The sequence below is a fragment of the Pseudomonas sp. TE3644 genome (genome assembly GCF_056278815.1).
On the sequence record NZ_JBWBQF010000001.1, the window covers coordinates 3,022,120 to 3,035,630 of the forward strand.

General features: G+C 54.5%; 8 protein-coding genes and 3 pseudogenes. 5 read left to right on the top strand and 6 right to left on the bottom strand.

What is annotated here, in order from left to right; all coding sequences use genetic code 11:
- Positions 1-20 precede the first annotated feature (20 nt).
- The 3 genes and pseudogenes from ACZ9GA_RS13320 to ACZ9GA_RS13330 form a co-directional block, all read right to left on the bottom strand.
- On the bottom strand, positions 21-1,181 hold the full coding sequence (locus ACZ9GA_RS13320) for a response regulator (RefSeq protein ID WP_457362240.1): 1,161 nt from the start codon (positions 1,179-1,181) through the stop codon (positions 21-23).
- Between the two features lie 207 nt (positions 1,182-1,388).
- A pseudogene (locus ACZ9GA_RS13325) lies at positions 1,389-1,562 on the bottom strand (DUF4113 domain-containing protein); the annotation flags it as partial.
- Between the two features lie 140 nt (positions 1,563-1,702).
- On the bottom strand, positions 1,703-2,284 hold the full coding sequence (locus tag ACZ9GA_RS13330) for a TetR/AcrR family transcriptional regulator (RefSeq protein ID WP_457362239.1): 582 nt from the start codon (positions 2,282-2,284) through the stop codon (positions 1,703-1,705).
- Between the two features lie 134 nt (positions 2,285-2,418).
- On the opposite strand from ACZ9GA_RS13330, the pseudogene ACZ9GA_RS13335 reads away from it, so the two are divergent.
- From ACZ9GA_RS13335 to ACZ9GA_RS13355, 5 genes and pseudogenes are all read left to right on the top strand, one after another.
- Positions 2,419-3,375: pseudogene (locus tag ACZ9GA_RS13335) on the top strand (MFS transporter); the annotation flags it as partial.
- A 202-nt stretch (positions 3,376-3,577) separates the two neighbouring features.
- Positions 3,578-5,093 (top strand): annotated as a pseudogene (gene istA, locus ACZ9GA_RS13340) (IS21 family transposase).
- A 20-nt stretch (positions 5,094-5,113) separates the two neighbouring features.
- Entirely contained in the window at positions 5,114-5,869 is a 756-nt protein-coding gene (gene istB / locus ACZ9GA_RS13345; protein WP_457362237.1) for an IS21-like element ISPsy14 family helper ATPase IstB, read from the top strand.
- Positions 5,870-5,975: 106 nt separating this feature from the next.
- Entirely contained in the window at positions 5,976-6,161 is a 186-nt protein-coding gene (locus tag ACZ9GA_RS13350) for a coiled-coil domain-containing protein (RefSeq protein ID WP_457362236.1), read from the top strand.
- Between the two features lie 40 nt (positions 6,162-6,201).
- Positions 6,202-7,170 (top strand): PIN domain-containing protein, encoded by a 969-nt coding sequence (locus tag ACZ9GA_RS13355; protein ID WP_457362235.1) that lies wholly within the window; start codon positions 6,202-6,204, stop codon positions 7,168-7,170.
- 582 nt (positions 7,171-7,752) lie between these two features.
- Here the strand turns inward: ACZ9GA_RS13355 and ACZ9GA_RS13360 are convergent.
- From ACZ9GA_RS13360 to ACZ9GA_RS13370, 3 genes are all read right to left on the bottom strand, one after another.
- On the bottom strand, positions 7,753-9,336 hold the full coding sequence (locus ACZ9GA_RS13360; protein WP_457362234.1) for a hypothetical protein: 1,584 nt from the start codon (positions 9,334-9,336) through the stop codon (positions 7,753-7,755).
- A 255-nt stretch (positions 9,337-9,591) separates the two neighbouring features.
- Positions 9,592-10,644, bottom strand: coding sequence for a DUF3800 domain-containing protein (locus ACZ9GA_RS13365; protein WP_457362233.1), 1,053 nt, complete (start codon positions 10,642-10,644; stop codon positions 9,592-9,594).
- An 87-nt stretch (positions 10,645-10,731) separates the two neighbouring features.
- Positions 10,732-13,446, bottom strand: a complete 2,715-nt coding sequence (locus tag ACZ9GA_RS13370; RefSeq protein ID WP_457362232.1) for an AAA family ATPase — start codon at positions 13,444-13,446, stop codon at positions 10,732-10,734.
- Positions 13,447-13,511 lie beyond the last annotated feature (65 nt).

Genomic DNA, 13,511 nt, shown 5'->3' on the forward strand with positions numbered 1-13,511 from the left:
CTTAACAGGGCGCACTGTACTCAAGGCTGCTGGGCAATGCTGTTGAGCGTTGCCAGCTGCTTGGCCATGTCTTGGTCGGTGTCAGAGAAACGCTCGGATATTTCCCGAAAGCGCCCTGCGTTAGCCACAAAGACGTCGCAGATATCTGGATCGAAATGCGAGCCGCGCCCTTCGCGAATGATGCCGACTGCCTGCTCATGGGGCATACCCGGCTTGTAAACGCGACGGCTGATCAGGGCGTCGTACACGTCCGCTACCGCCATTAAGCGGGCGCTGATAGGAATATCGTCAGCAGCCAGCCCCTCTGGGTAGCCACTGCCGTCCCATTTTTCCTGATGGCTGTAAGCGATTTCCTTGGCAAGACGTAAAAAATCAACCTTCACTCCCAGCTGATTCTCGGCATGCTGGATGGCGTCGCGTCCCAAAGTGGTGTGGGTCTTCATAATCTCGAATTCTTCCGGGGTGAAGCGCCCAGGTTTGAGCAAAATGTGGTCGGGAATTCCGATCTTGCCGATGTCATGCAAAGGCGCGGACTTAAACAGCAGCCTAATGGTGTCCTCATCTAGAAAATGCCGAAATCGTGGATGCTCGCGCAGCAGGTCCGCTAATAAACGGATGTAGTGCTGAGTACGGCGGATATGGTTGCCGGTCTCGTTGTCACGGGTCTCGGCAAGAGAAGCCATTGCATGGATGGTGACGTCCTGAATCGCCATAACCTCACGGGTGCGCCGCTGCACCTCCTGCTCAAGAAAGTCGTTCTGATCGCGCAGGAAGTCGGCAGCCGCCTTGACTTTGAGTTGAGTATCGACTCTTGCCAGAACTAACGGTGGGCTGATCGGTTTGGTTATGTAGTCGACAGCACCCATCTCAAAGCCGAGGATCTCATCCTCGATGGTGGCCATGGCGGTAAGGAAGATGATTGGAATACCGCAAGTTCGCGGGGAACTCTTTAGGCGCTCGGCCACCTCGTAGCCGGACAGCCCAGGCATCATTATGTCTAGCAGAATCAGATCCGGTAACGGGTCGCTTTCAAGAATACGCAACGCCTTCTCGCCGCTATTGGCTGCTTTGATGCGATAACGATCCTTGAGCAGATCGACCATTAGCATCAGATTGTCGGCGGTGTCGTCGACCAGTAGGACAGTAGTTGGTGGCTGAGGAATATCGTGCAGGCTATCCATCGGTTTCGGCTCCCTTGCCAATCGAGGAGAGCTCAAAAAGCCGCTCCGTTTTTGGGAGCGTAGCCGAGAAATGTGCGATCGTTACTACGCTCTGCCGCCACTAGCTGATTTTAGTCGCCGATGTCTGACGTCCGCTTCTGGCCCGTTAGCTGACCCATATGAATGACCCCTTTGGGTCGTTAGCAGTCACAGGCCAATGCCGCCAGATTATTTACAGCGTACGGTCCAAAGCTGATCCACCCTTGTAGTAAAACTCCCATTCATCATCTCCCGCCGCATCGCCCACCCCGGATCACTGGGCACACTCCCGTTCCGCAACGTCCCCCACCTTTCATTGATCTCATCCAACACCCCCATCACCTTCTCCGCTGGCACCGGCTGCCCCTCAGATGCAATGATTACGCCCTTCTTTTTCGTTCCACCACGAAAACTCCATGAAGAATTCGTCGTCTTGGAAGAGCACCCCCATTATCAACCGCACTGTATTACCCACACTGGGTTGCGCCCCTATGCTCCTGATTTCAGCTACGGACGCCCTTAAGCAGAAGCTCAAGTGCCCCCAGGGCCTGCAACAGCCTGCCTGAACCTGGCTCAGTTTCCGCGATCCAGAATGCTACTTCGCACAAGGCACCATGGATCAGCATCGCGAATGCTTCGGGATCGGTTTGTACAACCGTCCCTTGCAGCATCAGTTGCTCAAGCATCTTTTGCAGGGAAGCTGCACAGTGCCGATGCGCTTCTGGGGGGGAGCTACCCAGAACAGCGCGCGCATCCCGCAATACGATGCGCTGTATTTCAGGCTCCTGTGCCATTTCCAGGTACATGCGACAGCGATCTCTGAAAGCCTCCCATGCGTCTTCTGTACTGTCCGAAATCACTTGGAGCCGCGCGTCCATCTCCGCATCAATTTGAGCGACCACAGCTGTGAGTAAACCTTTCTTGTCGCCGAAATGATGGTAAAGCGCGCCCCTCGTCAGACCAGCCAGCGCTGTCAAATCATCCATGGACGTTTCGGCATAGCCACGTTCGCTGAAAACCTGGCGCGCGGTCTTTAGCAGCGTGGCACGTGTTTCTTCCATATCAGCGCGTGTACGTCGAACCATGATATCTCCCAGACCAATAAGCCATTTACATTCACCGAGTATGATTATATGGTTTTAATCATACGCAGTGAATGTATATTCACAATTCAGCGACGCCCCGACAAGCTGAACTCATTCGATAAGGAGTATCGAGCATGGCCAATCCGTACCGAATACTGTTCCAGGCCCCCGGCACCATGAGATTCTCCCTGGCAGGTTTGCTCGCCCGTTTACCGCTCCCCATGACAGGTATCGGCATCATCACCATGCTTTCGCAGTTGCGGGGCAGCTACGCACTGGCAGGCGCGGTTGCTGCCACCTTCGTCCTGACGTATGCATTGATGTCACCGCAAGTTTCACGCATGGTGGATCGATACGGTCAGCGCAGGGTACTCCCCTTGTTTGCTGGCATCAGTGTTTCAGGGATTCTTCTACTGCTTGCCTTTACCTACTGGCATACGCCCGACTGGATATTGTTCGTGGCCGCTGTGTTAGCGGGTTTCATGCCGAGCATGTCGGCGATGGTCCGCGCTCGCTGGACTGCGATCTACAGGGGCAAGCCGCACCTGCAAACAGCTTACTCACTCGAAACCGTGCTGGACGAAGTGACGTTTATCGCAGGCCCTCCGATTTCCGTCGGTTTGAGCGTGGCTGCCTTTCCCCAGGCAGGACCGTTAGCCGCAGTTGTACTGCTGGCGATTGGCGCACTTGCTTTGGCAGCACAAGCCTCTACCGAACCGCCAGTAGAATCCGCTGAAGAAGTGAGCACACGAACAGTCTCAGTCTTGCGCTTGGCGGACGTCCGGCTATTAACATTGCTGATGGTAGCGATGGGCATCATCGTCGGAACGGTCGATATCGTGAGTGTCGCGTTTGCTGAACAAATGGGCAGTCCGGCGACAGCCAGTATCGTGTTGTCCTGTTACGCCATCGGCTCGTGCGCCGCCGTCTTGTTGTTCGGTGCGCTAAAACTGAAAACGTCGTTGCACAAGCTCTTGCTTTTGGGTGGCCTCTCAACTGCCGTAACGACACTGCCCTTGTTGATGGCTTACAACATTGCCAGCCTCTCGGGAGCAGTGTTGGTGGCCGGGTTATTCTTTGCGCCCACTATGTGCGGATTCCATGACCATCCGGACACCCATTCCACCGATATCCGGACACTGATTCCACGCTGATCCGGACACTCATTCCACGAGTATCCGGACACCGATTCCACGGTCATCCGGACACTTTCAGGCAGGCAGCAACGCAGGATTATTCACTACCATCGACCTCTTTTATCGAAGCGAAGAGGTCGTCGTGGAGCGTTTATCCATGCGTAAAATCCGAGAGGTACTACGCCTAAAGTTCGACGCCGGCCTGTCCGTGCGCAAGATCGCCGCCAGCTTATCCATCGGCCATTCCAGTGCAGGGGATTACCTTTGCCGGTTTGCCGCCAGTGGGCTTCCGTGGCCCCTCGATATTTCTGACGCGGAGTTGAATCGACGGCTGTTTCCACCGGCAGCGCCCGTGCCGAGCGATCAGCGCCCGATGCCTGACTGGTCATGGGTACACACCGAGTTGCGCCGCCCCGGCGTCACTCTGACCTTGCTCTGGCAGGAATATCGACTCGCTCACCCGCAAGGCTTTCAATACAGCTGGTTCTGCGAGCACTACCGCCTCTGGGCCGCCAAGGTCGATGTGGTCATGCGCCAGGAACACCGTGCTGGCGAAAAGCTCTTCGTCGATTACGCCGGCCAGACCGCCCCAATCATCGACAGGAGCACTGGCGAGATCCGTCAGGCGCAGATCTTTGTCGCCGTCCTCCGTGCCTCCAGCTACACCTTTGCCGAGGCCACTTGGTCGCAAAAGCTGCCAGACTGGCTGGGCTCCCACGTGCGCTGCTTCGCTTTTCTTGGCGGCACATCGCAGATCCTGGTGCCTGACAATTTGCGCAGCGGCGTAAGCAAAGCCCATCGCTACGAACCCGATATCAACCCCAGCTACCGCGACCTGGCCGAGCATTACGGCGTGGCCGTGCTGCCTGCTCGCTCGCGCAAGCCCAAGGACAAAGCCAAGGTCGAAGTCGGCGTGCAAGTGGTCGAACGCTGGATCCTGGCGGTGCTGCGCAACCGCCAGTTCTTCTCGCTTGGCGAACTCAATAACGCCATCGCACTGCTGCTCGATCGCCTCAACCACAAGCCCTTCAAAAAGCTGCCCGGCTCACGCCGGTCAGCCTTCGAGGCCCTCGACCAACCGGCCCTGCAAGGGCTGCCGGAACACCCCTACGTCTACGCTGAATGGAAAAAGGTACGCGTCCATATCGACTACCACGTCGAGGTCGATGGCCACTTTTACTCGGTGCCGTACCAGTTGGTGAAGCAACAACTCGAAGTGCGGCTCACGGCCCAGACCGTCGAGTGCTTCCACGCCAATCAGCGCGTGGCCAGCCATCTGCGCTCGCTGCACAAAGGCCGCCACACCACCCAAACCGAGCACATGCCCAAGAGCCACCGCGAACATGCTGAGTGGACGCCGCAACGGCTGATCCGCTGGGCAGAGCAAACCGGGCCCAACACCGCTGGCGTCATCGCCTACATCCTCGAACGCCGAATCCACCCACAGCACGGCTTCCGCGCCTGCCCTGGGCATCCTGCGCCTGAGCAAACAGCACGGCGAAGCGCGGCTGGAAGCCGCGTGCCAGCGTGCGCTGGCACTGGGCGCATGCAGCTACAAAAGCCTCGAATCGATACTGCGCCAAGGGCTGGAGCGCTTGCCGCTGGCCCAGCAAAACCTGCCACTGTTGCCCGACGAGCACATCAATCTGCGCGGCCCCGGCTACTACCACTGACCTGAAAAAGGAGGACCAAAATGCTACCGAACCCGACCTTGGACAAGCTGCAAACCTTGCGCCTGCACGGCATGATCAAAGCGCTCAGCGAGCAACACGCTACGCCCGACATCAACGATCTCAGCTTCGACGAGCGCCTTGGCCTGATGGTCGACCGCGAGCTGACCGAGCGCGAAGACGCCCGCCTGACCACTCGCCTCAAAGCGGCGCGGCTACGCCACAACGCCTGTCTGGAAGACATCGACTACCGCAGCCCACGTGGCCTGGACAAGGCCCTGATCCTACAACTGGGCAGCTGCCAGTGGCTGCGCGATGGCCTGAACCTGATCATCGGCGGGCCAACTGGCGTAGGCAAAACCTGGCTTGCCTGCGCGCTAGCCCATAAAGCCTGCCGCGACGGCTACAGCGTGCGTTACCTGCGCCTGCCGCGCTTGATGGAAGAGCTGGGCCTGGCCCATGGCGACGGCCGCTTCGCCAAACTGATGGCCGGCTACGCCAAGACCGACCTGCTGATCCTGGACGACTGGGGCCTGGCACCGTTTACCGCCGCGCAACGGCGCGACATGCTTGAGCTGCTGGACGACCGCTACGGCAACCGCTCGACGCTGGTTACCAGCCAAATGCCGGTGGACAAATGGCATGCACTGATCGGGGATCCGACGTTGGGCGATGCGATCCTCGACCGGCTGGTGCATAACGCTTATCGGATCGAACTGAAGGGCGAATCGATGCGCAGACGCGCAACGAAATTGACGGCGGCAGTGGCCTCAGACTAACAATGCAAACCTGCGTCGCTGCGCTCCGACTGCCTGTCCGGATGAGCGTGGAACGTGTGTCCGGATGTTGGTGGGCTGAGTGTCCGGATGGCGTGGAATCCGCAATGTGAAACACCAGGATCTCCGTGCGGAGCGTGAGAAGAATCGCGCGCTTCGCACGGAGATAGAGGGACTGCGCGCCAAGATCGCCAGCCTTGCCTCCATCAACGAGGTTTTGATAGCCGAAAACCGACTTCTAAAGGCAAAGCAGAGCGACTCCAAGGTGATCGACCTGCCCCCGTGCATATTCTGACGTAAAGCGAAACACACATTTTTGAGTTGAGACAGCGTTTATGCGTTTTTTTTTGGATACAAATATCTGGAGCTACATTGCAAGCGAAGGTGCTGGCAGCGATCTAGCCAAGCGCGCACGGATAGCGGGAAATGAAATCGTTGTCTCTCCGGCTGTGGTGGACGAGGTGCAGCAGATGTCAGACCTGGAGGGCCGTCGCAGGTTGATTCAGCTTCTGACAGGAAGCGACTGGAAGAGGTTAATGCCTGAGATTTTCAGCGAATGCGCTGAAGTGAAATCGGAGATAATCAGACTGCGTCCCGAATGGGTTATTCCCAATCCAAATAAGAAGGAGTTCAACCGGGTAAGGTATGACTGGGTCAGACTCAAAGACGGGTTCTGGGATCGAGCCCGCCGAGGGATCGAAACCGCTCCAACGAACGAGAGCGTTCGACGGGACGAGGAGGAACGATTGGCAGTCGAGCAGTCCTTCGCCATTAGAGGCCGGCTGAAGGATGTCAAAAAGCCTGGCGGTGAAACCCATCTACAGTACGCCGGCCACATACCTGAGGCCGGCACGCCAGGATGGTCAGGGAAACCAGTTCACTACTGGCGGGTGCCCAGTCTGCATATGTTCAAGACTGAACTGCAGGTGTATGAGAGTTCGGTCAGTGAATGGCTCGACAGTGAGATTGATGTACGTGCAATGCTTTCTTCATCGGAGTCGATGAATCGACTATGGCTGCATGAGCTAGACCCAGCATTGGTTCCACGCCAATGGTTACGTGGTTCGTTCGAATTTCTCCAAGCATGGCATGCGGTCACGACAGGCACACCTGGTGATGCCCGCCTAGCAACCCATTTGGTTGACGCAGACGTCATCATCTCAGCTGATAAAAATTTCGTCCGTTTTGCAGAACGCTGCAGAATGGAAGCTCCATTTCCGATTGGTAGGACATTGCGCGCTCAGGCTCATCGACCTGGTGTTGACCAGGTTCTTGAATGGGTTTCCAATCCAAGCACCATATGATTTTCTGCTCTGACGTGTGGTCTAAATACCAAAATTAGTGGCTAGGCACCTCGCCTCCTCTCTTACTGACTGCAAGGATTGAAAATGACCCTAGGTTATGTAGACACGCTGAATGACTGCTATTGGCCGATTCTGTTGAAAAACTAAGTTCTGCGGCAGCCAGCTGGTCAGCGGTGCCTGCTATCGAAGTGACTGGAAGCCACTTCAAGTTGCCTTTCGGCGTTTCACTGAGCTTCCTTGCCCAGATCTGAGGGTTAATTCGAGGATTTCTGCTGGCCGCAGGCGCACCTATCCCGTGAGTGGTGGCCCTTGAGGCAAAAGCTTGGCCATGCGGCGCAGGTTCTGCACCGTCGCAGCCAAGGTGAATTCGTCAGCGGCATGCTGTTCGCCCCCGCGCTCACCGACAGAGTGATTCTGCCGTTGGCACGAGGAGGTCGCTACTTTTTCAACAGAATCGGCCGATTGCTGCCTGTCGCGGCCAACTGCTTTGGGTCGTAAGGAGCTACAAATGGAGCATCACTGGGGCCGTTAAAGCTTTATTCGCCGTTCATGATGCTACTCGCCAGAAGTGCTCTCATAACTTCAGACAGAAAAGGACTTGAAGTACGAACGATATTGCATAACGGCTTCTTGCAGGAGCTCATGATAGACATGATCATCTACGACCCCTCGGGTTTCCATGACGTCAACGAAGTGTTTGAGCTTGGTTTTGGCAGACATCTCGTGACGTGCGTCATAGCACCATTTGAGCTGATCTCTGAGGCTGTATTCAGGTGACAGCCGGGCCGCCCGCATAAGAAGTTCGAACGTTTCGATATCGAAGGAATGAAAGTACGATGAGATATCCTTACCTGCCATATTACGAATAACGTTCTCCTTCAAAGTCATTGGATAATTATTCATAGTAACGATCACAAAAAAGTAATTCACCCCCTCATTAAAAGCAGGATGAGCTTGCTTTTCCATAATGTTCGTCACAGCTTTAACTGATTGCTCCCATGGCTTGTCGAATAACTTCTCCAGACTTTCATTTACTTTTTCCGGCTTGTTTTCCGAAGACAAGCTAGCATAAAGTGGACGCGCAGACTTAAATTCGAATACGACGATGCAATTTTCTTCCGGCACAGCGATCATCAGATCGGGTGACTTTAGACCACCGTCAGCGCCGAAACTAAACTCCTCAATGACTTTATACTGCCCGAGGCCATTCATAAGGCTTAGACCATAACTCTGAGCATACCTTTCAAATTCAAAACCAAACTTACTTAGAAAAACATCAACCTTGCCATTGGCGTCGTGGACTCGATAAAGAAGATTTTCAAATAGCAACTCCTCTAGTAGCTTTCCTTCGACAGGTATATATTTTCCATTATCAATTTCGAAAAGCGGTCGCTCCCGATATAATATAAATTCGTTTGGCTTGTTGTTCGTGTTGTCAGAAAATACTTTGCCCTCTGCAGCTGAGAACGAAATCTCTTTAAATATGGCGGCAATTTGCGATGCGGGCGTATTGAGCTGAATGCTGAACCATTCTGCCGAAACTCCCCATTCGTCAAAACCGTGCGTTTTACCCAGGTGGGCTCGCAAATCGTGCCAGTACTCGATCAGGTAGTAAATGGTACTGATATAAGTTTTGATTGGAACTCCGATCTTTTTCTCGAAGACCTTTATGTATGGAGTTAAGGGGCTTTCAGTGCAGAAAATATGTTGTGCTCTTCTGAGCTTGAGAAGCCTGTGATCTCTTCCGTTGCTTGTGATCGCTTTTAGAAAGACCTGCTCGTTATCATCCTTGAGGTCGTCCGGCCTATCATTAAGCTTAGCGAATGCTTCGTGTAGCACTTCATATTCTGGTCGAGCACCTGGGGAATCCATGCCTGACGACCACTCTTTGAAAAGTAGCGTCCATAGACGCCAGCATTGCAATCTTGAAAACACCGCTCGCTTCTGAGCGTAAGCTCGCTGCGACTTTGTTTTGCAAATTTTTTTTATCGCCCACTCACGAAAGAACTTTTCTTCCTTGTGAGCATAGGAGAGTATGGAAAGATGTAGTAATAGTTCTCGCCTATTGTTACCTCCTAGAATTTTAGAGAAGCTCCTAGGTGTCTTGTAAAATTTCTTGTGTGACAGCAAAAGCCCTGAATTTGCCATCTTCATGATATCAGGCATGCCTTATTCCTTCATCCATGTATGTTTGCGTGCGCTCGTTCAATTGACTCTAAAAGCTCCTACCTACACCCGGTCTAACTAGTCGCATATCAGAGCAATGATATCACAGTGCCGTCACTGGTCTGATTTTCCCCAGAGCTCGTAGACACGCCCGAATGGATGCTTCTGGCCGGTTTCTACCTGTCGCCAAACGGCAGGAGTCGGCCAGAAGCAGCCGCTTCATGAAGATAGCTTTCCACCCGAAGCGGAATACCACTAGGGATTACTGAAATTTTTGCCGAAATAATCTATGACCTCATTGGCCTGCGTATCCTGGCGGAAACGCTTCTGCCCTTCGAAGTCAGTCGAAGGCAGCATGTGGATTATCTGATGATCCGCATAGAGGGACATAACATCATGAGGATTCAAGCCTCCGGCGCGCTGTCCCGTAAGCATGTTAGTCGCCTCAATGGCAGCACCAATCATAACGTCCGCCAGCTGTATTGCAGGACTGGTTCTCGAGTCGACTTGTGTCACTGACTGGAGCTTGAGTGGAAAGGTGAGGCTCGCGATCTCCGATTGGCGAAATGTGACCTCCTCCTTGTGATTAATAAAGCGCAGCAGCAAGTCATGGTAAGTCAGCAGGTTCTTGGACTGATCATGTTCAACCAAGTAGGGGCCATCAGCCATGACTTCCATCCGACTTATCAGCGATTGCAACACCACAAAAGCGGCGTCAGTGGTGACACCTGATGTGGCGATCGCTTGAAGGCATTCCGGCGCGGCATACTGCGCCAAAGGCCCCAAAGCTTCCGGTAATTCCTGCCAGCGTGTAGCGCGAGCAGCAGCCACGAGGTCGGTAAGCGCTGCAGGGCTTTTTTCCTTTACTGCGCGCTGGAAACAAACGAGCAACTGCTCAAAGGCTGCCTCTCCGAGAAGAGTGGGGCCCGCCACATAAAGCAGCGACCCGAGCGCGTAGTTCTGCCCATCCTTATAAAAGGCGCATCCTCGCTCGTAGTAGTACGGTTCGACTGCGTAATCCAGAAACATCAGCAGCAGCAGAAAGCGTTTATCACAGACGTAGGTAACGCACTTGTGATGGGTCAGGACATCGCGCATCAACGCCAGAAGCCGTGGGTGATTGGCTGGCCGGCGTGACAGAGCCCGGTACTTGAGCTCTTCCGCTTGTAGCTTAGGAAAGTGCTCTTGGATCAAGCGTCTGGCCTGATCATCATCAATGGCAATGGCTGCGGCCCCTTGAAACCTCTGCTCGAGATTTAGCAGGTCAAAACCGGTATAGCCACTTTCGTCGATTCTGAAGCACTCCATATTCAACTCCCCGAGGTCGTCGACAGCACTGGAAAAGCCTGGCTACTCCTCTGTATGTGTCGCCGGGTTACCGATGACGGAAAACAGTTATAGCGGATTAGCCACGTCAGCGACCGCTTGCGTAACTGCCGCTTGGGCGGCTCCAGCGATAGCAACAGGCATTGAACCAAGCCGAAGCTGATTCATCCTTTCAAGGTTCTCCACAATGGTGCGGACGAGGTTCGGGTCGTAGTCATCTCTGTCAGCCTCTTCATGGACTCCTTTGTTTAGATACGTCCATACGTTCGATTGCACCGGAACACCTATGACGTCACCAAGCCCTTGAACTACGGCGGGCTTGTCCTGGTGCACAAATGTTCTCGAGTCATCGAGCCGTCTTTTCAAAGCCTCGCAGAGATTTCTCAGATTCGGCTCCGCCCCGCGTCCAGCTAACGGCAGGGTTATTACTCCGAGGTCGTTCTTGCCGAGCCACTTCCAAATCTTTTCCGTAAGCATCTCCAGGGCCTGCCTGGATGCGCCCAGTGCGTTGCGCCAGTCACCAATGTCCAAGGCGGCACGGGCCTGCTCCAAGTAGTTGAAGGTGATCTCGTTACCTTTTACCCGCGGCCGGTGGTCCCCGATATGAGGCATGAAGTAGTAGGCCGTCCATTGGCCTTTCTCGACATGGTTCTGCAGATCCTTGATGAATTCGCTGCTATGGCACGTGACGATAATTTGAGTTGCTGCGAAGCGATCACTCTGGAAGATCGCCTCTCTGATGCCTTCACGGTGCTCGGTGTCAATCGCGTTGATCGCATCGTCAAAGATGATCGTCGGAGCCTGAATATGCAGCGCCTTTGCAAGAAGGATTGCAACGCCCAGGCAACGAACATGTCCCTCGCTGAGGACGTGCAACGCATCTACCCTAGTATCTGGGGCAGCACGAAACGCCAGCCCGATACGCTCTTCCTCGTTGGTCGGCAGATAAAGTGCCGCCAGCTTGTCGCCGTCATGATCGCGTCTGTTGAACTCGTTATAGATCTCCAGAGCGACAGTGTTAAGCCCAGCTATGAGCGTACCGGGTAGCTCTGATCTGAACTGCCTGAGCAGCCTCAAGAATTCGTCATAGGCCGCTTTAATGCGTCGACTGAGTACGAGCTGCACTGCCTCTTGCTGCACAGCATCGATGAGCGCTGCATTCGCTTGATCAAAGTTCGCAATTGTTTGTCTAGCTATGCCGACTTGCCGGGCTATCTCAGCGCGACGTGTTTGAAAACCAGCTACATCTTGCGCTGCCTGAACAAGCCGAGTGCGCTCTTGTGCCAGTGCCGCGCGATCTGCCAGTGCCTGGTTTGTCTGGGTATCAATCCTTTCGCATTCGACTGCTAAATCGACGATCCTTTGGGCCATCGAAGGCGCATCGCCTTGTTTTACATAGCTAGCTTTCCACCAGGCAGCACGGTGGTCAGCACCCGGAGATGCGAGATATCGCACCCTGTCATCGGCATGATCAGGCTGAGCGCTAACGCGCTGACCGAAGGCAGTTAACAGCCCCTCCAAGCCTCGGGACGCACGTTCCCATTCGCCTCGTACTGCGTTTTTTTCAGCCTGCAGACTAGCGAGCTCTTGAAGCTGAGCCAGACCGTCACGCGCCTGCACGTATGGGTCACGTACAACGTGATAATCACCATTGATTGGCGTCCCGCAAGCTGGGCAGTTATCGGGCGACAAGGCTTGTAAGCCAAGAACCGCGTTGTACAGATTTTGGAAGGAGGTCTCACCAATCTTGGCAGTTAGCCTTTTGTCCACATCCTCGAGTAGCTCCTGCTCACGATCCGCAGCCTGATATGCCGCAATCAACGCCTCGCTGCTGACGCCATAGAGACCTGGCGTTGGCCCATCCAGTTGCGCATTGAGGTAATGCAGACGACCTGGGGCGGCATCGCTGCCGATGAGCTCAAGAAGCTGCTGGTACGAGAGGTCGGTAGCATACGCTCCAGCATAGGCAGTCTCCTCTTGCGCGATTGTCTGAACCGCCTGGAGCTCGCCATTTATTGTTGCTTGATCACGCTGCAGCGCTGCACGCTGCGTTTCGAGCTCCTGCTGTTGGATCGCAACTAGATTGAGCTGCTGGTCCATCGACTCGTTGAAGTTAGTGACGAAGTCATGGAACTGCTCCATACCAAATAGAGCCGCTATCAGATCCTTCTTTTCACCTGCGCTCTTAGATGCGATTCGCGAAAAGTTATCTATGCGGTTTTTCTCAACGAAGCAGAATCGATAGGCCTCTGAGTCCGCTTGCACTGCCGACACCTGACCTTCCGCGCTTCGTGCAGCGAGGGTGGGGGCTTCATACCTATTTTCGTGAAGGTTCGCAAAATAGCGTTGAGCAGGGATTCGCTTAGCCGACGCCTCATCTACGGCCCCCAAGAGTGCCAGCTCTAACGCTTCGCAGAGGCTCGTTTTTCCGCTGCCATTAGGGCCATAGAACATGGTAATTCGCTGAGGAAAATTGAATGTCTCAGCCACTCTGAAGCCACGAAAAGGGCCGATGGTTAGACTATGCAGTGCGCTCCATGCCCACTCACCAACAGTAACCGTTCCCGCAGCTGCGGGAGGTGTAAAGTCGGTCTGGAGTAGAGACTCTTTAGCCTTGGAAGCCAATAGAACCGATCGGCGGCTCATAGCGCGCGAGTGTGCGGCCACGGTGTCGAAATCTTGGTCGACCAGATTTGCAAACCGTCGAGTATCTTCGGTAGCACCGCGTTCTGGAAGATGAAGCCAAGTTAGGAATTGCTGGTAGTCATGCCGAGCCGAACTCATATTTTTTACCTCCTGTAAACGTACCGTGGCCAACATCCAGTCGCTGCGAAAATTCCACCTCCATC

What these genes read in the sequence shown, in the direction of transcription:
- ACZ9GA_RS13320 (WP_457362240.1), bottom strand. Translation starts at nt 1,181, where the DNA reads ATGGATAGCCTGCACGATATTCCTCAGCCACCAACTACTGTCCTACTG.
- ACZ9GA_RS13330 (WP_457362239.1), bottom strand. Translation starts at nt 2,284, where the DNA reads ATGGTTCGACGTACACGCGCTGATATGGAAGAAACACGTGCCACGCTG.
- istB (WP_457362237.1), top strand. Translation starts at nt 5,114, where the DNA reads ATGCTACCGAACCCGACCTTGGACAAGCTGCAAACCTTGCGCCTGCAC.
- ACZ9GA_RS13355 (WP_457362235.1), top strand. Translation starts at nt 6,202, where the DNA reads ATGCGTTTTTTTTTGGATACAAATATCTGGAGCTACATTGCAAGCGAA.
- ACZ9GA_RS13360 (WP_457362234.1), bottom strand. Translation starts at nt 9,336, where the DNA reads ATGCCTGATATCATGAAGATGGCAAATTCAGGGCTTTTGCTGTCACAC.
- ACZ9GA_RS13365 (WP_457362233.1), bottom strand. Translation starts at nt 10,644, where the DNA reads ATGGAGTGCTTCAGAATCGACGAAAGTGGCTATACCGGTTTTGACCTG.
- ACZ9GA_RS13370 (WP_457362232.1), bottom strand. Translation starts at nt 13,446, where the DNA reads ATGAGTTCGGCTCGGCATGACTACCAGCAATTCCTAACTTGGCTTCAT.